Annotated in this window: 19 protein-coding genes and 1 pseudogene; 8 read left to right on the plus strand and 12 right to left on the minus strand. The window is 44.8% G+C overall.

What is annotated here, in order from left to right; all coding sequences use genetic code 11:
- Positions 1 to 9: 9 nt before the first annotated feature.
- Together NST07_RS24260 and NST07_RS24265 are read right to left on the minus strand one after the other, a co-directional pair.
- Positions 10 to 933 carry an ABC transporter permease subunit gene (locus NST07_RS24260; RefSeq protein ID WP_341094945.1) on the minus strand — a complete coding sequence of 308 codons (924 nt, stop codon included), beginning with the start codon at positions 931 to 933 and terminating at the stop codon, positions 10 to 12.
- A gap of 240 nt (positions 934 to 1,173) precedes the next feature.
- A complete protein-coding gene (locus NST07_RS24265) occupies positions 1,174 to 2,781 on the minus strand; it encodes an extracellular solute-binding protein (RefSeq protein WP_341379263.1) in 1,608 nt (535 codons plus the stop codon).
- Between the two features lie 316 nt (positions 2,782 to 3,097).
- Here NST07_RS24265 and NST07_RS24270 point away from each other — a divergent pair, with 316 nt between their 5' ends.
- Both NST07_RS24270 and NST07_RS24275 read left to right on the plus strand, forming a co-directional pair.
- Positions 3,098 to 4,849, plus strand: a complete 1,752-nt coding sequence (locus NST07_RS24270; protein WP_342480299.1) for a histidine kinase — start codon at positions 3,098 to 3,100, stop codon at positions 4,847 to 4,849.
- Positions 4,846 to 6,456 carry a helix-turn-helix domain-containing protein gene (locus tag NST07_RS24275; protein ID WP_341094948.1) on the plus strand — a complete coding sequence of 537 codons (1,611 nt, stop codon included), beginning with the start codon at positions 4,846 to 4,848 and terminating at the stop codon, positions 6,454 to 6,456. The genes NST07_RS24270 and NST07_RS24275 overlap by 4 nt, the downstream gene beginning before the upstream one ends.
- Positions 6,457 to 6,640: 184 nt before the next feature.
- Here the strand turns inward: NST07_RS24275 and fabZ are convergent, their stop codons facing one another.
- The 3 genes from fabZ to NST07_RS24290 form a co-directional block, all read right to left on the minus strand.
- On the minus strand, positions 6,641 to 7,069 hold the full coding sequence (gene fabZ, locus NST07_RS24280; RefSeq protein ID WP_341094949.1) for a 3-hydroxyacyl-ACP dehydratase FabZ: 429 nt from the start codon (positions 7,067 to 7,069) through the stop codon (positions 6,641 to 6,643).
- 260 nt (positions 7,070 to 7,329) lie between these two features.
- Positions 7,330 to 8,472: a glycoside hydrolase family 88 protein gene (locus tag NST07_RS24285; RefSeq protein ID WP_341379265.1), complete on the minus strand. Its 1,143-nt coding sequence runs from the start codon at positions 8,470 to 8,472 to the stop codon at positions 7,330 to 7,332.
- A gap of 15 nt (positions 8,473 to 8,487) precedes the next feature.
- Positions 8,488 to 10,323 carry a heparinase II/III family protein gene (locus NST07_RS24290; RefSeq protein ID WP_341094952.1) on the minus strand — a complete coding sequence of 612 codons (1,836 nt, stop codon included), beginning with the start codon at positions 10,321 to 10,323 and terminating at the stop codon, positions 8,488 to 8,490.
- Between the two features lie 162 nt (positions 10,324 to 10,485).
- On the opposite strand from NST07_RS24290, the gene NST07_RS24295 reads away from it, so the two are divergent.
- Positions 10,486 to 11,322 (plus strand): AraC family transcriptional regulator, encoded by an 837-nt coding sequence (locus tag NST07_RS24295; RefSeq protein WP_341094953.1) that lies wholly within the window; start codon positions 10,486 to 10,488, stop codon positions 11,320 to 11,322.
- A gap of 432 nt (positions 11,323 to 11,754) precedes the next feature.
- Here the strand turns inward: NST07_RS24295 and NST07_RS24300 are convergent, their stop codons facing one another.
- Both NST07_RS24300 and NST07_RS24305 read right to left on the minus strand, forming a co-directional pair.
- Positions 11,755 to 12,186: a hypothetical protein gene (locus NST07_RS24300; RefSeq protein ID WP_341094957.1), complete on the minus strand. Its 432-nt coding sequence runs from the start codon at positions 12,184 to 12,186 to the stop codon at positions 11,755 to 11,757.
- A gap of 298 nt (positions 12,187 to 12,484) precedes the next feature.
- Entirely contained in the window at positions 12,485 to 12,796 is a 312-nt protein-coding gene (locus NST07_RS24305; protein WP_341094959.1) for a hypothetical protein, read from the minus strand.
- A gap of 345 nt (positions 12,797 to 13,141) precedes the next feature.
- Between NST07_RS24305 and NST07_RS24310 the strand changes: the two genes are divergently transcribed.
- The 5 genes from NST07_RS24310 (at position 13,142) to NST07_RS24330 (ending at position 15,820) form a co-directional block, all read left to right on the plus strand.
- The gene (locus tag NST07_RS24310) at positions 13,142 to 13,555 is read left to right on the plus strand and encodes a hypothetical protein (RefSeq protein ID WP_341094960.1); all 414 of its coding nucleotides are present in this window, start codon (positions 13,142 to 13,144) and stop codon (positions 13,553 to 13,555) included.
- 112 nt (positions 13,556 to 13,667) lie between these two features.
- The gene (locus NST07_RS24315; protein WP_341380397.1) at positions 13,668 to 13,850 is read left to right on the plus strand and encodes an SMI1/KNR4 family protein; all 183 of its coding nucleotides are present in this window, start codon (positions 13,668 to 13,670) and stop codon (positions 13,848 to 13,850) included.
- Between the two features lie 352 nt (positions 13,851 to 14,202).
- Entirely contained in the window at positions 14,203 to 14,679 is a 477-nt protein-coding gene (locus NST07_RS24320) for an SMI1/KNR4 family protein (protein WP_342480300.1), read from the plus strand.
- 60 nt (positions 14,680 to 14,739) lie between these two features.
- A complete protein-coding gene (locus NST07_RS24325) occupies positions 14,740 to 15,342 on the plus strand; it encodes a pentapeptide repeat-containing protein (RefSeq protein WP_341379268.1) in 603 nt (200 codons plus the stop codon).
- Positions 15,343 to 15,433: 91 nt separating this feature from the next.
- Positions 15,434 to 15,820 (plus strand): immunity 22 family protein, encoded by a 387-nt coding sequence (locus tag NST07_RS24330; RefSeq protein ID WP_342480301.1) that lies wholly within the window; start codon positions 15,434 to 15,436, stop codon positions 15,818 to 15,820.
- Positions 15,821 to 15,901: 81 nt separating this feature from the next.
- Here the strand turns inward: NST07_RS24330 and NST07_RS24335 are convergent, their stop codons facing one another.
- The 5 genes and pseudogenes from NST07_RS24335 to NST07_RS24355 form a co-directional block, all read right to left on the minus strand.
- Positions 15,902 to 16,534 carry a suppressor of fused domain protein gene (locus NST07_RS24335; protein ID WP_342480302.1) on the minus strand — a complete coding sequence of 211 codons (633 nt, stop codon included), beginning with the start codon at positions 16,532 to 16,534 and terminating at the stop codon, positions 15,902 to 15,904.
- 28 nt (positions 16,535 to 16,562) lie between these two features.
- Positions 16,563 to 17,054 (minus strand): hypothetical protein, encoded by a 492-nt coding sequence (locus tag NST07_RS24340; RefSeq protein WP_342480303.1) that lies wholly within the window; start codon positions 17,052 to 17,054, stop codon positions 16,563 to 16,565.
- A pseudogene (locus NST07_RS24345) lies at positions 17,051 to 17,278 on the minus strand (hypothetical protein); the annotation flags it as partial. The pseudogene NST07_RS24345 and the gene NST07_RS24340, both read right to left, overlap by 4 nt.
- Before the next feature lie 98 nt (positions 17,279 to 17,376).
- Complete coding sequence (locus tag NST07_RS24350) at positions 17,377 to 18,666, minus strand: arsenic transporter (protein WP_341094969.1); 1,290 nt, start codon at positions 18,664 to 18,666, stop codon at positions 17,377 to 17,379.
- Between the two features lie 32 nt (positions 18,667 to 18,698).
- Positions 18,699 to 19,025 (minus strand): metalloregulator ArsR/SmtB family transcription factor, encoded by a 327-nt coding sequence (locus NST07_RS24355; protein WP_341379273.1) that lies wholly within the window; start codon positions 19,023 to 19,025, stop codon positions 18,699 to 18,701.
- Positions 19,026 to 19,310 lie beyond the last annotated feature (285 nt).

Below are 19,310 nucleotides of genomic sequence, written 5' to 3' on the forward strand. Positions count from 1 at the left end.
TCCTCCTTTCTACCACAAGCTGTTTTCGCTGAGTTTTTTGGAAATCTGATTGACGATAATGAGCAAGATAAAGTTAATGACCGTGTTGAACAGGTTGACCGCCGAGGAAAAGCTGTATTGGCTGCTGAGCAGACCAATTTTGTAGACATACGTTGAAAGAATTTCGCTTGAAGTGGCATTCAGATCGTTCTGCATGAGATAGACCTTTTCAAAGCCAACCCCCAACAGCCCTCCGACGCGCAGAATCAGCAGTGTAACCGCTGTTGGCATCAGCATCGGAATATCAATATAACGGACTTTATGCCAGCGGCTTGCTCCGTCCACGGTAGCCGCCTCGTACAGGCTGGGATCCACAGCAGACAGAGCAGCGATAAAGATAATACTGTCCCAGCCCACATGCTGCCACACATCTGACCAGACATAAACACTGCTGAACAGGCTGGAGGAGCCCATCAGATCTGGGGCTTCTTTGCCAAACAAACTATACAGATTACCGACAAGTCCGGTGCTTGGGGACAGCAAAATCATCATCAGCCCAACCATAACCACAGTTGAAATAAAATGCGGCATATAGGACACAGTCTGGAAAAAACGTCTAAACCGGTTTGGCCGCATCTGATTGACCATCAGTGCCAGCAGAATCGGGATTGGAAACGTAAGCAGGCTGTATAAGCTGATGATCACTGTATTCTTAATCGTCGATGAAAATTGATAGGAATTAAAAAACTTCTCGAAATACTTGAATCCCGCCCATGGACTGTCACTTATACCCATCGCCGGACTATAATCCTTAAAAGCAATGAGCACCCCATACATCGGTTTGTAGGCGAATAATAATGTAAGCACCACAGCGGGAAGCAGTAACAGGTACAGTCCCCAATTTCGTTTCATTTGTCCGAATGCCCGTGCCGGACTGGCTTGACCGGATTTCATGAAATCCCCCCTATAATTTTGTAAGCATCCGCTTCCTTATTCCGTTTATCTGTTTCTGTTTAATTGCTTTCAGTATATCGCCTCTGCTTCTGCGCCTACTGGACATATAGGGTGCGTTAACCGGACTTTTATGGCTCGCTTCTGCCGGTGAATATCCTCCAGCGCTTGTTTGCTGAGCCATGAATACAATGCGCCCCGCGCTAGTGAGCTGCGCAGGGCGGATTCGTGGAGTCAGAAGAGTTATTTTACGCTCATATAACGTTCGTAAGCTTCAGTACGGATCTTGATCAGCTTCTCAAGTCCCATGTCGTTCAGCTTCTTCACATATGCATCCCAGCCATCATCAATTCCGCCCTTGCTGATAAATTGGGCCCGCATGGTGTTCACGTAGGTATCGATATCAGTGGTCAAGGTAGGCAGCTCCTGGAATTCTTCCGCAGTGTACATTACGTTAGGGAAAGGCGTTGTTACATATTCGCTGCCCAGCTTATCAAGCTGCAGCTTCAAGCCGTCGCCGCTTTCGGAGCTCAGCACGATATCCTTTTCAAAAGACGGGCTTACATATTTCGGCCCGAAATCACGCAGCGACTGATCCCAGTACCAGGCATCCGCGCTGGTTCCGGCTGGCGGGTCCATGAGTGTATAGGTGCCATCATCGTTCTTCTGGATCACAGTGCCGATAGCTCCCCAGAAATTCTGAATGCTTGCTTCATTGGTGTAGAACTGGTCTGCCCAACGGGCAGCGATTTCCGGTGTTTTGCAGGAAGTGGTGATCAGCAGCTCATTGCGGGCCAAATTCATCCCGATTGGATTACCAATTGTGTAGCGTTTGCCCTCCGGTCCGGCAATCGGCGGAATGGTTTCATACTGATCTCCCCATTTGCCAAATACGGCATCGGGAGTCCATTGGTACGAGAAGCCTACAACCGGAGCATCCGGGTTCTGGAATTTGGCCGATCTCATGGTGTCGTCTTGTGTAAACAGCTCTTTATCCAGCAAGCCTTCGTTATAGAGTTTATTTTCCCACTTGAGGCCTTCCTTGTACTCTTCTGAAATAGGATAGTATTCTGCCTTACCGTCCTTGACCAGCATGTTGTTGTTATTCAAATCGGCGATTCCGAAAGGACTGATGAGATCATTGCTCACTTCAATATAAGGAATTTCATCCGCCTTGCCATTTCCATTCGGATCCTGCTCCTTGAACGCTTTCATCACATTGTACAAATCATCAAGGGTATCCGGCACTTCGAGGCCCAGTTTGTCGAGCCAGGTTTTGTTGATTATAGGCTGGCGCGAGCTTTTTGGACGCGAGGGCAGTCTTGTGGCCAGAGAGTAGATTTTCCCGTCTGGGAAGGTGCTGATTTTCTTCATCTCCGGCGTTTCTTCCATTGCCGCTTTCAGGTTAGGCATATACTGATCAATATAATCATCCAGCGGACGGAAGTAGCTTAAGTTGTTGACGATGTCGGAATCGGAGAAGGTCTGATCCCCCAGTACCACATCCGGAAGTGTGCCGCTTGCCAGCATAATGGACTTTTGCTCGGCCCAGTCGTTGGATGACATCACCTGCCAGTCAATCTTTACATTGGTGTTCTTCTCCAAATCCTTAAGCCACTGGTTCTGGGTAAAAGTGTCGCCCATGCTGCCCCAGCGGACGGTCAGAACCTTCAGGGTCACCGGCTCGCTTACAATCGGCAGACCCTCTTTATTGAACCCGCCCGTCTCGGTTGCCGCGCTATTATTCTCCTTGTTGTTACCGCCGCAGCCGGCAAGTCCCATGACCATTACAGCTGCCAGAAGACCGGTTATCCATTTCTTTGCCGATGATTTCTTGCTCTGTTCACCCATTTCATAATCCCCCATTTCGATATATACATCCTCTTTGCAGTTCTAATCATATCTGCTTGCTGCTCGGCATTCCGGACATTTTGAACCTCTTATTCGGACTTCTGCATCCGCTTACAAAATATTGAAGCTGCAAACTCATCCGCGCCCCTTTTTAATAACAGTTTCCAGACTTTTATTTGCGCTTTCCGGACTTTGCGCCGAAACGGCAGCATGTTCTTATGTTTTTTTAAACTAAAGGTTTTATAATGATTTTGTTACTCATAAAAACGCATTCATAGAAATGGCTGCGCAGGAAAGGATACTGGATTTGGGAACTATGGCCAATACAACGTCAGGTAAAGCAGCAACCAGACTGTACCCTGTTCGTCATTATGTGAAAGTTATGCTTCTGATTTCATTCTCCGTGCTTGTTCTGGATTTGGCAATCAGCATCGCTTCCATTTTTATCGTCAAACAGCAGTCCACAAGGTATTTGCAGGATACTGCTGACCTCTATATCAACCGGATCAATCATGATTTTGACTACATTAATCACTATATGGGCTGGACACTGGCCAATGATGAAACCCTCAATACGATGAACGCTTACCGGATCAACAGCATCGAGTTCTTAAAAGCAAATGAAAACCTGCATAAAAGGTTCACCGAGCTGCAGAAAAACTACGGACAGGAGTATAACTTCTTCTACTATTTAAAGAATCAGTCCTACTTTCTGAATTGCGCTCCGATCAGTGTGACCTATACCGACTACCGGGAGCTCAAGAAACAGATCATTTCCTTTATAGATGATAAAGAGTTGTATGAGAAGTTTTATTCCAAATGGACGCCTGTCCTCGTAAACGGCAAATATTATGTGATCAACATTGTCCCTTATTATAACCGCTATCTCATCGGTCTCATCTCGGCGGATCATCTGATCCGTCCGCTGCGCCAGATCAATCTGGGAGCCAACGGTTATGCATCCCTGGTGGATGAGCGCGGCATCAGCCTTACCAGCCCGGTCTCCAACAGCGGCAAAGTGCTTCAGAACAATAATGGCGTTTTCAATCGGCTTCAGCCCCGTACCACGATCAGCAGTGAGTTCACGAGTGCAACGTTCAGCGCCGAGATGGTCATTAAATTCGGAGCCTTTGAGAAAATCATGATCGCCCAGCTGCTCATTATGCTGCTGTTCTTCATAGTCACCTCAACGATATGTGTCGTTATGCTCTTTTTCAAGCGAAGGGTGCTTGGCCCGATCCAAAGCTTCTCCGAGAACCTGGCACGCATTAATGAAGACGGGCAGCCGGCAGATTTGAGGAGCAGCAAGCTTATTGAGCTGGAGCAGGCAAATGACCAGTTCAAAGACCTGGTGGAGCAGATCAAAACATTTAAAATTGCCATGTACGAGCAGGAACTGGAGAAACAGCAAATCCAGCTGGACTATATGAAGCAGCAGATTAAACCGCATTTTTTCCTTAACTGCCTGACCAGCATTTACAGCATGGCGCAGATCCAAATGTATCAGGAGATTGAGGATATGGCGATGTCAACCTCCAAGTATTTCCGCTATTTGTTCCAGAACGGCGAGGATTTTGTTCCGCTGGAGAATGAACTTGAGCATGTGCGGATGTACCTGGAAATTCAGCGTCAGCGTTACCGGGATGCCTTCATCTATCATATTGAACTGGCTGAACAGGCTGGCAGCGTGATGATTCCTCCGCTCGTGCTGCAAACCTTCATTGAGAACTCCATTAAATATGCGATTTCCAGAGATTCGGAAGTGCAGATTAAGCTTACCGTTGGACGTTGCATGGACGAGGAAGATACCCGGCTAACCGTTATCCAAATCTCTGACACCGGACCGGGTTTTCCGCCGGAGGTTCTGGAGAAACTTCATTCCGGATTGCCGCTGGATCAGACGAAAGGCACACATATCGGCATCATGAACACCCTTAAGCGCCTGGAATACCTTTATGCTAAAAAAGCGGCCGTCAGCTTCTCCAATTTGCCGGAAGGCGGCGCTGTTATCACCTTGACCCTGCCGGATCAGCAAGATCTATCATCAGGAATGGAGCGAAGCTTATGAACATATTACTTGTGGATGATGACTATTACGTAATTGCCGCCTTGCAGAAAAAGATAGATTGGAAGATGCTGAATATTGAAACCGTGTATACGGCCAATAACGTGGCGCAAGCGCGTGAAATTCTGGAGAAGCATGCGGTGCAAATTCTGATATCGGACATCGAAATGCCGCAAGGGAGCGGACTGGAGCTTCTGGCGTGGATTCGTGAACAGAATTACAGTATTCAAGCCATCCTGCTTACCAATTATGCTGATTTCAATTATGCGCAGAAGGCCATCGAATTGCAAAGCTTTGAGTATTTTCTCAAGCCGATCGAATTTGACAAGCTGATGCTAATCATTCAAAAAGCTGTCGTGCGGGCAGCGGAGCAGCAAAGTAACGAGCAGGCGATTCGGGGCGGTTACTTCTGGCAAAAGAATCAAGCGAAAAATCTTGAGCATTTCTGGCGCAAGCTGGTCAGCAGCAGTACCTCCTTCCCGCTTAAGCCGGGGGACATTGCCCATGCAATCGAAGAGCAGAACCTGTCCTATCAAATGAAAGATCTGCTGCAGCCCATATTGTTCAACGTATTTCCCCATAATGGAAGCATGGGCAAAGAAGAGAAAGGCCTGTTTGATTTTGCGCTGCTGAATGTGCTGTACGAACTGCTGAACCATCCGGGCTTCTCCATAGAAAGCATCCTGGAAGTTAAAGACTATAACTGGATCGCCATATTAAAATGGAACGAGACGCCGGAGGACGCCGGGGTGCTTAGGGCGTTCAGTGCCTCTTTTATCCAAAAAGCCAATCCCTACTTAAAATGCGATGTCTGCTGCAATATCGGCCTGCCTGGCACACTGAATAAGGCCGGGACAATTCTCAAACAACTGCTGAATATGGATGAAGAACTGACCAAATGCCGCAATCAGACCTTCTCCGTGGAAGAGCACTGCCGGCAAAATAAACCTGTCTACTTTCCGCCGGATCTGGCACATCTGGAGGAGCTGCTCAATCAGAACAAGCTTGCCGATTTTCTTGGGGAAACCGTCTCGCATCTGAACCATATGCTGAGCAACAAAGCTATCGACACCTCTGTCCTGGGCTTGTTCCGGCTGGATATTGTGCAGCTTGTGTATTCCTTTCTGAAGCTGAAGGGGATACAGGCGCATAAATTGTATACCGGCAAAACCAATGATCAGCTGCTGATGTATTCGCTGAGCTCCATTGAGGATATGGAGGAATATCTGAAGTATTTAGTCAATACCGCTATGGAATACCGTGACTTTGCCGCACAGCCCACTTCCATTGCCGAAGAGATCAAGGAGCATATCCATAAGCATTACGGGGATGATCTGACGCGCAATGACTTGGCGGAAATCGTCTATCTCAATCCGGATTATCTGGCCCGGCTGTTCAAGAGAGAGACTGGTGTCTCCCTCGGCAGCTATGTCATTCAAGTCCGGATCGCAGCCGCCAAGCATCTGCTGGAAACGACCCATATGTCCGTCTATACCATTGCCAATAAAACAGGCTATAACAACTACTCCTATTTCTCCAAGCTGTTCAAACAAGAGGTCGGCCTCTCACCCAACGAGTATAAAAAGGAACAGCAGGCCAGCACTACATAATTACAAAGCATAAAAGGCGAAGAGGGGATGTCTCCAAAAGCCATGAAATGGCTGCTTGGAGCGCCCCCTTTTTTAAAAGATAAGAATTTATATGCTTCACGCTATAATTTATCCTTCTATTTCTCGCTGAAACGGATACCGTCCTTTTGAGGACGGCGAAGCCGTTTCCACTTGTCACTCACAATTATTTGCTGCTAAAGGCAAACATGATCTCCGCCTGACAGACCAGTTCTCCGTCGACGGTGGCGGTTCCGTTGCCTTTGACAATCTGTCCCTTCACCCGGGTAACTTCGAATTCGAGCCGTAATTGGTCTCCCGGCTTTACTTGACGTTTGAAACGGCATTTGTCGATGCCCGTCAACAGTCCAATTCTATTGCTGTCTTCCTCAGAACTGGACATGGCAATGCCACTGGTCTGTGCCAAGGCCTCAACGATGAGCACCCCCGGCATAACCGGGTACTCGGGAAAATGTCCCGCGAAGAACGGCTCATTAACCGTCACATTTTTAATCGCTACCGCTCGTTTCCCCTCTTCAAGCTCGATGACTCTATCGACCAACAGAAATGGATATCGGTGCGGGATTAGCTCCTTGATTTTATTTATATTTAACATAGAACGACTCCTTCCGGTTCAAATCATTACCATTTTACCACATAATAAATGACCGATCCCGCATTAGCCAATATCATCGCCAGTGCAGCTCCCGCAACATGCCAATTCAGAACCATAATAACAGCGGATCAAAGATCAAGCTTAGAGCCGTACTGATGAATACTCCGTGAATCCCGTTTGTTGAAATAAAAAAGAGGAAGCAGCGAGTTAAACTCTCACTGTTTCCCATTTTTATAAAAGTTATAGGCTGAAGCCCAGTTCTACCAGATGAAAATATCTTTATCCAGCAATCTCAACACAGCTTCAATGAAGAAATAGTCTCCGTAAATAATCGGAATTTCTTTGATTTCACTGTGATATGCTCCCGTACCACCGCTGACAATCGAATCCTCCTCAGGATTCCAATTGCAGTATTTACGCTCGGTCGCCTGCAGGATCTTGATAGCGGAGCGGATATACAGCGGTTTCTCATATTCACTGACATGCCCGGCAATCTCAAGCAGACCGCAAGCCGCACATACCCCGGCAGTAGTGTCGTAACATACCGGTTCCGCCGGAGCGCGGAAATCCACGAGCGGGATGTAGCCGGTCTCTGCAACATTTGCGATAAAATAATGGGCTACCTGCTTTGCTGCATCGAGATATTCCGTTTTTCCAGTGTGTTTATAGCTGAGAGCCATCCCGTAGACCGCCCATGCCTGGCCTCTGCTCCACGAAGAACCGCTGTCAAAGCCCTGTCCTCCGGGATTATCAATAAACTCCCCGTTCTCGGGGTCCAACATGACAATATGATTCGAAGAACCGTCGCCACGGATTGTTGTCTTCAGCACAGTGTCCGCATGATGGACGGCAACCGCTTTAAATCTGGGATCATTAACTTCCTTGGAGGCCCAATAGAGCAGCGGAATATTCATCATGCAGTCAATAATAATCCAGCCTGTACACTCATTCCCGGAATGAGAATTCCAGGCACGGATAAATTGTCCCAGCGGATTGTAACGGCCAGCCAGCAGCGACGCGGCGTGCAATCCGCGGATTTTCGACTTTTCATTCCCGGTGATCCGGTAGTTCGCCACGGCGGAATGAAGCCACATGAAACCTACATCATGATGCAATCCCTCGAAGCCTTCCAGCGCCTCGTCCAGCCGGGCCTCCACGCCTTCCGCAGTGGTCCGGTAAAGCTCTTCTCCGGTGGCATGATACATTTGCCATAACATTCCCGGCCAGAAGCCGTTGGTCCACCAGTAAATGTTCTGCTTGCCCATATCTGTATATTTGCCGTTCTCGGCTTCGAATGGAATGTCTGTGCCGATTCTTTCACATTCCACAGCCATTTTCTTGCGGATATTTCCCCATATTTCCTCCAGCCATTGCCGGTCATCGGTTGTCAAATGATATTCCATCTTCTGATCCTCTCCCTATTCCAACTCAAAGCGCAGTGACAGCTTCATGTTCTGCTCCGTGCGGATGACCGCAAAATCAAGGGCATAAAAGGTTAGCAGGCGTCCACGATGAGCTTTATGCTGCAATTCCTGGATTTCCGGGGCCAGCAGCTTATTGTCAAAGACAATCCTTAACGCAGCTTGATCCGAAGAGAGGATGACTGCGTCTTCTTCAATCCGCGGCTTCAGCGGGGTAATAAATCTTTCCGTAACAGATTCCGGCAGAGAGGCAAACTGATAGCTGTCCTCCAGCATAAGTACAGGCTGACTTGTTTTGGTCCATGTGAACCGGCGTTTCAGCTGCAGCAAACTGTTATCCGCATAGACCTGGGCCAGGTCAAGCGAGAAGGTTTCCGTCTGCTCCCCGCTCTCCAGCTGAACATCGGCTGCCCGGTGCAACGCGCCCGGTGACTGAGCCATTCCGTTGATGATAGGAACAGAGTGGCCGAAACTTGCATTACACAGAATATTGTAGCGTTCCGGGCCGAAATATCCGCTGGTATATTGTCCAGACCCCATATCTGCTAACAATGTCGTCCCCTCGGCAAAAAGGATGAAATTGCCGACATCGTTATGATTATGCGGCTCATCGTTGTGCCCGCCCTTGGCGGCAAATACAAACCGCCGTCCCTGCGATTCATGCCGGGAAATTAGCCACTGCGCTTCCGGCAGGTAGTAGGAAGCCGGTCTCCAGGGCTGTCCCTCCGTTTCCCCATGCTGCCAGATCAGATTGCGCAACGACGAAGCCCAGCGGTAGCAATGATCCTCCATGTAAGCGGCCTCATAACTGCGCGAGGGTATATCAACCTCTTCAAACCGGGCGTGCAGATAATGGGACAAGCCCATAAACACGCCTGCTACTGTCCGGGTATCGGAGAAGCTCACGGTATGGCACCCATCTAGAAATGCTTTTTGCTGAAACATGGCAATTTGCCGGATTTTAGGTTCTGCCAGCAAATCGAGTGCTCCACCGGTCCGGGTCTTTAGCAGATCCGCAAAATAAACATAAAATCCGAATCCGTATTGCCAATAACCATACCCCTCCGTGCACGCGCCGTCCTCAGGGTAGCCTGACAGAAAGCTGTCCATCGCGGGAAGTACACGGGCCAGCACGACCGCCGTATCCTCGGCATTGTCCAGCATATACAAGGCTGCGGCTCCGACAGAACCTGCGCAGACGGCCGCCCAATTATGCTTGGATTCTTCCCAAAAGTAGCTGCGCTCGGTGAACGGAATCAGCACACGCTGAAGCACCTCAGAGATGACCCGTTTACGTACTAACTGCGGCAGATTATCCCCGTGCAGATGCAGTAATTCCGCGAGTGCAAAAGCGGTTTCAGCCGAGAATAGGTCTATAGCGGCTGCCGGAACTTCTTTGCCCGCTGCAACCGAACCTTCGGGAAGCACGGGATCACTCTCCGCCTCACTGCCAAGATGTGCCGGAACGCACCAGGTATACTCATCGCAGACTGCCCATAAGGTATCGCACAGCGCATCACGGAGCACAAGGTTATCCGGCTCCAGCCATGCCAGCAGCCCAAAGGTTCTCAGCCGGTTTCTCCTGTTGAAATAGGCCGTCTCATACTCCATCCGGGTGCCTCTTTCGAAATAAATTCGAAATAAAGTATAGGATAGCTCTGGAATCGCTGTCGCCAGCAGCGCTTCCCCCTCCGCCCGGATCTCTGCCAGCATGGGCTGCAATGCCGGCGAGCCGAGCACCTTTTGCCTCAGCATCTCCGGATAATCAGCCAGATACAGCTTGGACGATTCCGTACGCAGCAGCATTTGTCTTATTTCCTTGGTTTCGAGCATTATTAACCCTCCTGATCAGTCCATCCCTCATATCACCCAATCGAATACTTCTGTCGTATTGAGTTATTTCCCCTCCTAGTTTACCTTTATAGTAATGCAAGTTCTTTGCGATTAATGTTTGATTTCTTGCGAATATTGCTGTATATGGAGGCCGTTAACATTATGAAACATTCCCAATATTATGAGAAAATTGCCGCGCCCTTGTTGGCGGGAATCGGAAATTCACCCTTATCGCCTACAAAAGATTTTCACATTCATGACCATTATGAAATTTTCCTCTTTCTGAACGGAACAGTGAACGGCTTCGTGGACCAGTATTGCTATCCGCTGCAAAGAGGCTCTGTGCTGGTATTCAATAATCAAGAAATCCATAAAATCATCAATTTGTCACCGGGACCCTATGAGCGGGTAACCATCCATTTCAAAGCAGAGCTGGTGTACCCCTTCTGTACCGCGGAGACGAATCTCCTGGCCTGCTTCCAGAACCATCAACCGGGCAAGCAGAACATTTCCCAGATGGACGAACCCCAATTGAATGAATATATGCGGCTGGCTTCCCGGCTGATTGATGCGTTAAACCACCCGCAGTATGGCAGCGATGTGCTCGCCCTGACCTATCTTGTGCAGTTGCTGGTATTCATCAATGGTCTCTACAACAAGTCACATTCCCCGGTTCCCAGCATTATTTCCGCCTTGATTGAATCGGCAATCCATTATATCGACAACCATCTGCACACCAGCCTTTCGCTGGAGCAGGTTTCCAGTGAGCTGGCCGTTGATAAATACTATTTAAGCCACCTGTTCAAACAACAAACCGGCGGCACCCTTTACCGCTATGTACTGCTAAAAAAAATAGCTTTGGCCAAGCAGCTGCTGGCTGGAGGGAAATCAGTATCCGAGACCTGCTACCTGGCCGGTTTTAACGATTATGCCAATTTCATTCGCACCTTTAAGAATATCGCCGGAGTTTCTCCCGGAAAATATAGCAGAAGCACCTGAGAAATCGGCCTGTCTAGCTGAAGTCTGTTAAAATACAAATCTATTAACATTCCCATATAAACCTTTTGAGGAGGAACTATGATTGAAATGCGGAAAATTATTTTCGTTCCGCAGCATTAGACTAATGACTCTGGCTTGCGTCCTCATCCTCTCCCCTCTCACTCCCTCAGAAGCAGGCAGCAGCGGCAGGCACCTCAGTCAAAGGTTTTTATGTAAGCGGTTCTAAATTGTACAATGCGACCACTAGCCGTTACCCCGCACAAGAACGGCATCCTCATATCCGTGCATTCGGCCTTAAAATGTGACTTTCTATCCCCATTACTGAAGTAATCCTATAGCGGTGGCCCATTCGGCCTTTGCCTGTAAGACGGGCAGGGTCCGAAGGACTGCCGCTTTTCTATTGTAGTTCGACTGTAGGCTTGTAAAGACTTATTATTCCTGCCGAATTTCATCAGCGGCTGATTTCAAATAGGCTATTAGATCAGCCACCTTATTCGCGACAGCTAATTCCGCCTGCGAAAGTCCAATTATATTAATCGTGCATGCTTCTGTTAGAGATTCACATGTATTATCGATCACGGAAAGCACATTTTGACGCAGCTCAGAGCCTGCCGACTTCACGATCGGCTCTTGAACCAATTGATAGCCGCCCCGAACCGGATTGGCATAATGCCCCCCGCTATTACGCACAAGATCGCGTATTGCCCCTGTATACATGCCAGTAGTAAAATTCGCACTATTGGAAGAATGCCGTTCAACATAACTTCGCATTTCTTCAATGCCATGTATCGCACCATCTTGAAGCAATTGTTTAATATAATATCTGATTTCCTCAGCGTTTGAGCTAAATTGTTCTCCACTCATTCTGATCAACTCCTACTTTTATAAATTGCACAGTCCTATATTCGCTTTAAGTATACAAGTAAAAAAGTATGCATACAATCAAAAACTTCTGAACTTTAGAAGTTTTAATAAAAAAGACTAAACTACGTTCTCTACAAGTGGAAACGGCTTTGCCGTCCTCAAAAGGACGGTATCCGTTTCAGCGAGAAATAGAAGGATAATTTATAGCGTGAAACATATAAATTCTTATCTTTTAAAAAATAAACCTTGATTTCTCAAGGTTTTCACACGTAGGCCGGGGATAAAGTGATTTTAATTCTTAAAGCTTGTAGCGTTCGTAGTAGTCTTCTGCTTGAATCTCAAGTGTTGCATAATCGGTAATCCCATTTTTCTTGAAGAAGTTGTCATATGCTAACTCGTCTGTAAATCTGTTTTTTGTTTTGAATTTAAAATAGCTGAAAATTTCCTCACAAGATCCAGAAAGTTCTTCCCCATACTTGCGGTTCTTATTGTAGCTTTTGAGGCCTTCTATTATCTGTGTAGCCTCATTCCGGTTAAACGGCTTTCCTGTGAGATACATCTGAATCTTGGACACCGCTGTTGTGCCAGCCTGACTTCCATCGTATTTCATAATGAACTGCACCTCTCCTACCTTCGTATATTTTGCTTTCCTTCTAGCATTCAGAAGCTTCTTATCCTCATACTAACCCACAAAGAACTAACTGTCAAGAAGTTCAGAAGTTCTAACGTTTAAGTCTCAAACATTAATAGAATGATCATCCGAAGTACAAATACCCCAATCTATGGAGCTTTATGTAAATAAATATCCTCATTACACCGAAAAGGGCCACGACGAATGCTGTGGAAATTGATATATTTAAAGTTGGTAACGATGTAACAAGTGGTTAGCCAACAGGCAAGATAAAGCGTCTCACCTATCAGGTTTTTAATTCAAATATAAATGGAGGCCTCTAATATGTACAAAGAACTAGATAACCTTTTATCCGCTGATACATCAGTAGATTCGTGGTACGATGTTGGCTGTGTCATTGCAAGCGAGATGCTTTCGGAGTTTAATTCAAGTGATTGGGTTGAATTATCTAATCAAGTGCAAAATAAACCTATAGAGTGGCAGAGAAAATTAGCGTATTGTTTGGATAATGAATGCAATGTAAATGAATTCAACATTTTATTATCATTACTCAGTAAGAATGATGAGGAATTATTCGAAATATGTATTGACACACTAAGAAGTTTTACAAATCAAGAAATTAAGAAAATGATATTAGATAACCCAAGTATACTCCAACGAATAAATGACTCATTACACACTGCTAGCTTACCAGTAAAGAAAATGCTCCAAGATTTCCTTTCGAAAATCCATTTGTGATTTTGTGGATTAGATGTTAATTACGTAGTAGGCCTTGAGATAGCCACGTCCTAGGGGATTAGAACAAATGCAGTTGGCGAAATAAAACTGTATACCTGTTTTAGATGGTGAGCTGCCTGAAGGTTTTATATCAATCGCTAGTGATCCAGGAGGAAATGAGATTTGTATTGGAATTAGTGAGAACTACTTTGGAAAAATATATTTTTGGATGCATGATATGGAGTCAGATGAAGAAATGGAAAACATGATTTTTTTAAAAAACAGTTTCAACGATTTTTTTGATAACCTATATTAGGGATTGGTTCTAACCAACAAAGCCATAATGCGAGATAGCCGCCCGTACTATGGTGTTTTATCGCTTAGCCCAAGCAGACTTAACTCAAATAATATCAGTATAAGAAATCTTCCATTTTACTTGCAAGCATAATTACACTAGCAACTTCTCCCCCTATCTGAGAACTGCATGGAAATCGAAATGGCCCTTGTCCCTCTCGTAAGCTGAACCTGCCTGATCCCAAAACATATGATCCTGACGCCCATGTCCCCTCTTCCCCGAAACACATTTAACCCATGTAGTAATCAGGGAGAGTACTTGGGCTAGGCTTAAGAGACGAGCAAAAAGACTGGTGTTAGTTGAAAAAACATACATGAGCACATGGGCGGACGGTCCATTGAAAACGGAACAGGAGGAGATTGGTTTGGAAATGCAAAGCAATCAAGAAGTTTTAACAGAAGCTAGACTTCAAGTTTTTGAGCGAATCATTGGAGTGCAACTTCCTAACCATTATCGAGATTTTTTATTGAGATACAATGGGGGCTATCCTAAACCATACTACTTCATCATTTCTGAGGGGCAAGGTAAGGGTATGGTAAATATTTTCTATGGCATTGGAGGAATGTATGATAATTTAGACAAAAAAATAGATATTTTTGACGATATACTTAATGCAGGATTTTTACCAATTGCAGATGATTCTGGTGGAAATCAAATCTGCATAGGTCTTACTGAGAAGTGTTTCGGAAATATTTATTTTTGGACTCATGACGAAGACACTGAAGATATGGGCAACATGTATTTTATTTCTGAGAATTTCAAGGTTTTTTTAGAAAATTTATATGACTGATTTAGCCCGAAAACCTACAAATACCGAGAAATAGAACTGGTATCCTTAAGGAGTGGCAAAATGGAAGAAAACATTATAAATCAGTTTGTACTACATAAAAAGTGGGTTGAGTCCATAGGTAAAGAAGGCGAAGTGTTAAAATTAGATGAAGTGGATTTAAGAGATTTTGACTTAACCGATAAATTTGTTGATCAAGCATATTTAACTGAGTGCATTTTTGATGGTCTAAAATTGGAAAATATCGATTTTCATGCATCGCTGTTATGCTCATCAACTTTTAAAAATGCGTATTTGGATAAATGCGATTTTTATAAATCAGATCTTGGGTATACAGATTTCTCTAATTGCGTCATTAAAAACAGCAGATTTAGTAAAGGGGATTGTTGGGAAGCAATATTTAGAAATGCATATGTAGTGAATTGTAATTTGATTAATGTATTTTTCTACTTAACTGATTTTAGTAATGCAAGACTAGAAAATGTAGATATAAGTGTAGCCTCATTTGAAGAAACATTATTAAACGGAGTGACACTGAAAAATATTAAAGGTATAGAAGAAGCTCATTTTAGAAGCATTAATATTGGTACATTGGAGAACCCTATATTGTTGAAATCAGAACAAGCAAAGGAATGGGTGCTAGAAAAATGCGAAATAAGTGAATAAGTAAGTGCCGCTGTCAATGAACTTGTACGTTAGAAATTATTGATTCGTCTACTGATCTGCCTGATGGATCAAAACCTTAGAGGAGGCTAACATGGAAAAAGAAGGAGCCGTATCTCTGTGGGTAGGCAATGTTCAATCTTCCGAGGAATTGGATAGGCTGCTTACTGTGTCTTATACGGATGAAGGAGACTTTATTCCATCGATCTTTGCTAAACATTTTGGGATTCGTAGATATGATGATGCTGTAAGAGAAGCAGAATATTATGAAGAAGCTAGTAATAATCTGAATCAATTACTTGAAGGATTCTCTTATGATGATGAGATTGTTTTGAGATTTACTGCCTTAGTGCAGGAAGGTTTGACGGATAATTTTAATGCAGTAGTTTTACTATATAATTTTAAGTATACTGAGGAACTTCTTGAAGCAACCATTCAATCGAATTATCTCAGATTCTTGGGTGCGGTAGAGTATCAATAGTGGGGGCTACCCGGTGACGAATGAATTCATCCTCCCCCCGTTCCGCATGATGCCGCTCACCCCCGACGTAGTTCAATCAGCTTATTCACAAACATTGGCCCTCTGCAAATTAATAATGTCATTAATATGGAAATCATCAAACTTCTCCAACAACAGAGTAAAATTATTATTCCTCAGAAAGTTCATTTCCTCCAAAAAAATAGGAAAAGCAACTAGAAACTGAATTTCTTTATCGGGCGTTTTTAGTGTGAAAAAATCAGGGTTCTCGTTTATAGGTGGTAACAGCATAAATCCGACATATGGGTTTTTGTTGCTTAATAACTGTGGAGGATCACCATTTGGAATGCTGTCACCGTAACAAAACCAATTTTGATGATCAAATGTGAACTTCCCAAGTTTCCGTAACCAGCCGAAAGGCCAATACCATTCAAAATCTTGAATGTCAGTTTTTCGTACAGGCCAATCTGAGGGTAAATACATTATTAATTCTGTGTATTGCCACTCTTCATATCCTACCTCAACATTGGAAGAATAGTTGCTCATTCCAGAAGTAACTATGGTGTGATAGTTTCTATTGGTGTTTGCCTCAAATACTATTAAATCAATATTTATGCTTTGCATGAAACCTTCCATGTTTACAAAACTAGGTTCTCCAATATTCTCACGTAAATGATTTATTAGCTCACCCGATGCAAAGTCATCCTTTTTAACCATATGTACCTCCGGAGGTTTGAACCTAATATTAAAAAATTAAAACATTTCCTTCTGGCCACTTTCCTTTCCAGCCACATGGAAGATGACCTGCTTCATATACATCAAACATTTTGAAATAAAAACCAGGAGCAACGAGATCGCTGTAGGCATATTCCATCAACACGCAAAGAAGATCCCATTCCACACTCTCATATACACTATAATTGATGTTATTAGCAGAAACATAAGATTTGAGTTCGTTAAGTACACCTTTTTGGAGTACAGCTTTCGCTTCTAAAGTAATCGTATTCCATTCTCTATATTCATTTCTCCAACGTTCATGTAAGGTACCCGTTAGATTATTTCTTATTTCTAGTTTCAGATTGTCCCATTTCCCGTTTATCCCTTTCTGAGCTTTTGTCCAACTATCAACAATTATGATATTACCTTCAAAATAAGGCTCCCTTATCTCTTCACCACAATTCTCGAACCAGCGAACTTTTGCAACTCTTTCATCATAAAAATCTTTTATTGATTTCACAACTTCGCCTCTTTCTCTTTTCCCCAGTTTGTCTCACATTTTTTTTCGTATGTTATAAAACCCTCAGTCGAAAACCTTTTTTCAAGGACCCTGCTAGCCTCGTATTTACTGCAATCCTTTTCCATATAAATTTCATCTTGTAAAAATAATATGAATATAGAACTGGATGCATCATTATTCGCCAAATAGAAACCCAATAATTCGTTGTATTGAGTGCTAAAATATTTTGAGTTTAATTTTTTTCTTACATTCTCGATTGCACTGTTCGATTTGAATTCAGACCATGGGTCGCTCGATAGGCACAATGCAATATAGATTAGGTTTAAAATAGAGTCAATCTTAAATAGAGGCCCACTAAAGTAATAAACAATGTAGGAATCGTCAATATAATTCCGGTCTTAAAATACGTGCCCCAGGAGATTCTCACACCTTTGGCCGAGAGCACATGCAGCCACAGCAGCGTGGCCAGTGATCCGATCGGTGTAATCTTCGGCCCTAGATCTGAACCGATGACATTGGCATATATCAAAGCTTCCTTAATGATTCCGGAGGTATGAGTGGCGTCGATAGCCAGTGCGTCAATCATGACCGTAGGCAGGTTATTCATCACCGATGAAATGACCGCCGCTATAAAGCCCATCCCCATTGTGGCAGCGAATACCCCCTGATCCGCAACAACCTGAATCAAATCCGCTAGTATATCCATTAACCCGGCATTCCGCAATCCATACACAACTACATACATCCCGACAGAAAAGAACACGATCGCCCACGGTGCGCCCTTAACTACTTCCATCGTTGAAATAGCAGAGCTTCTTCTGGCCATGAGCAGGAAAAAGATCGCAATAATCCCGGCCACCACAGAAACCGGAATGTTCAAGAATTCACTGACGAAGTATCCAACGAGCAGAATCGCAAGCACAAGCCAGGACAGTTTGAACATTTTTGGGTCTTTGATCGCCTCTTGCGGATGTTTAAGCTCTGAGCTGTCGAAGTTACGCGGGATGCTTTTACGGAAGAAGAGGTACAGCACCAGGGTACTTGCTGCCAAAGAAAACAGTGTAGGTATCAGCATATGCCCTGCATAGTCCATGAAGCTGATTCCGAAGTAGTCTGCCGATACGATATTGACCAGATTGCTTACCACCAGCGGCAATGAGGTCGTATCCGCAATAAAGCCGCTGGCGATGATGAATGGAAAGACCTTTTTCTCATCAAAATTCAGCGCACGGACCATGGCCAGGACAATAGGCGTCAGAATAAGCGCCGCTCCGTCATTGGCAAAAAACGCGGCGACCACCGCACCCAGAAGAGTGACATAGATGAACATCCGGGTTCCGTTTCCCCGTGCAGCTCTCGCCATATGCAGGGCGGCCCATTCAAAGATCCCAACCTTATCAAGGATTAAGGAAATCAGAATAATCGCAACAAACGCCAGTGTAGCATTCCACACGATTAAAGTGACATCGAGAACATCGTTAAAGCTGACTACACCTGCCAGCAAAGCGAGAATCGCACCGCCGCAAGCCGACCAGCCGATCGACAGGTTCCTGGGCTGCCAAATAACAAAAACCAATGTAAGCAAAAATATAAGAATTGCAAGTATTACCAAGTCTGACCCTCCCGTTTATGTATGATCTCTATTTAGTCACAGCAGACAGCACCAGATACCTTGTTGAGTCCTGCCAGAATTTCTTTGGAATCCGGAGTATACTCAAGAATAGCCTGAATATGCGGCTTGTCATTGATATTCAGGGAATAATGAACCCATTGCCCTCTTTTCTGTTCCTTGACCAGCCCTTTGCTTTTCAGTTTGCGCAAGTGCTGACTGATCGCCGGCTGTGAAATATCAAAGAGTTCAACGAATTCACAGACACACCACTCCCGGTCTTTCAATAACGAAAGCATAGAGAGACGTGTTTTGTCACCCAGCAGCTTCAGATCATCCACTAGTTCATTTAGAACATCCATGCAGGTTTCTCCTTTCTAATATATAAGTCATTACTTATATTCTAAAACGCTATTTAGAATTAAGCAACCTCAGTCCGGACAGGACATCACAAATACTCCTCCGTAGCGCTTGAGGCTGCACAAGCGCTGCTGAGGAGTAAGATCATCTATTTGCAATTTAAGTTGATATACAGGTTATTACGCGACGGCACATGGAAGTTCGAATACAAAGCAGCTTCCCTGTCCACACGAATCCTTAAGCCATACTCTCCCGTTCATCAATTCGGCAACCGCCTACGAATTGAG

Source organism: Paenibacillus sp. FSL L8-0340 (assembly GCF_038593145.1).
Lineage (GTDB): Bacteria > Bacillota > Bacilli > Paenibacillales > Paenibacillaceae > Paenibacillus_AQ.

Excerpts from the sequence above, each read along its gene's own strand:
- NST07_RS24305 (WP_341094959.1), bottom strand. The coding sequence starts at position 12,796 with ATGAAATACGATGGAAGTCAGGCTGGCACAACAGCGGTGTCCAAGATT.
- NST07_RS24295 (WP_341094953.1), top strand. The coding sequence starts at position 10,486 with ATGAAACATTCCCAATATTATGAGAAAATTGCCGCGCCCTTGTTGGCG.
- NST07_RS24265 (WP_341379263.1), bottom strand. The coding sequence starts at position 2,781 with ATGGGTGAACAGAGCAAGAAATCATCGGCAAAGAAATGGATAACCGGT.
- NST07_RS24275 (WP_341094948.1), top strand. The coding sequence starts at position 4,846 with ATGAACATATTACTTGTGGATGATGACTATTACGTAATTGCCGCCTTG.
- NST07_RS24260 (WP_341094945.1), bottom strand. The coding sequence starts at position 933 with ATGAAATCCGGTCAAGCCAGTCCGGCACGGGCATTCGGACAAATGAAA.
- NST07_RS24335 (WP_342480302.1), bottom strand. The coding sequence starts at position 16,534 with ATGGTTAAAAAGGATGACTTTGCATCGGGTGAGCTAATAAATCATTTA.
- NST07_RS24285 (WP_341379265.1), bottom strand. The coding sequence starts at position 8,472 with ATGGAATATCATTTGACAACCGATGACCGGCAATGGCTGGAGGAAATA.
- NST07_RS24320 (WP_342480300.1), top strand. The coding sequence starts at position 14,203 with ATGAGCACATGGGCGGACGGTCCATTGAAAACGGAACAGGAGGAGATT.
- NST07_RS24355 (WP_341379273.1), bottom strand. The coding sequence starts at position 19,025 with ATGGATGTTCTAAATGAACTAGTGGATGATCTGAAGCTGCTGGGTGAC.
- NST07_RS24300 (WP_341094957.1), bottom strand. The coding sequence starts at position 12,186 with ATGAGTGGAGAACAATTTAGCTCAAACGCTGAGGAAATCAGATATTAT.
- NST07_RS24310 (WP_341094960.1), top strand. The coding sequence starts at position 13,142 with ATGTACAAAGAACTAGATAACCTTTTATCCGCTGATACATCAGTAGAT.
- NST07_RS24330 (WP_342480301.1), top strand. The coding sequence starts at position 15,434 with ATGGAAAAAGAAGGAGCCGTATCTCTGTGGGTAGGCAATGTTCAATCT.
- NST07_RS24325 (WP_341379268.1), top strand. The coding sequence starts at position 14,740 with ATGGAAGAAAACATTATAAATCAGTTTGTACTACATAAAAAGTGGGTT.
- fabZ (WP_341094949.1), bottom strand. The coding sequence starts at position 7,069 with ATGTTAAATATAAATAAAATCAAGGAGCTAATCCCGCACCGATATCCA.
- NST07_RS24270 (WP_342480299.1), top strand. The coding sequence starts at position 3,098 with ATGGCCAATACAACGTCAGGTAAAGCAGCAACCAGACTGTACCCTGTT.
- NST07_RS24290 (WP_341094952.1), bottom strand. The coding sequence starts at position 10,323 with ATGCTCGAAACCAAGGAAATAAGACAAATGCTGCTGCGTACGGAATCG.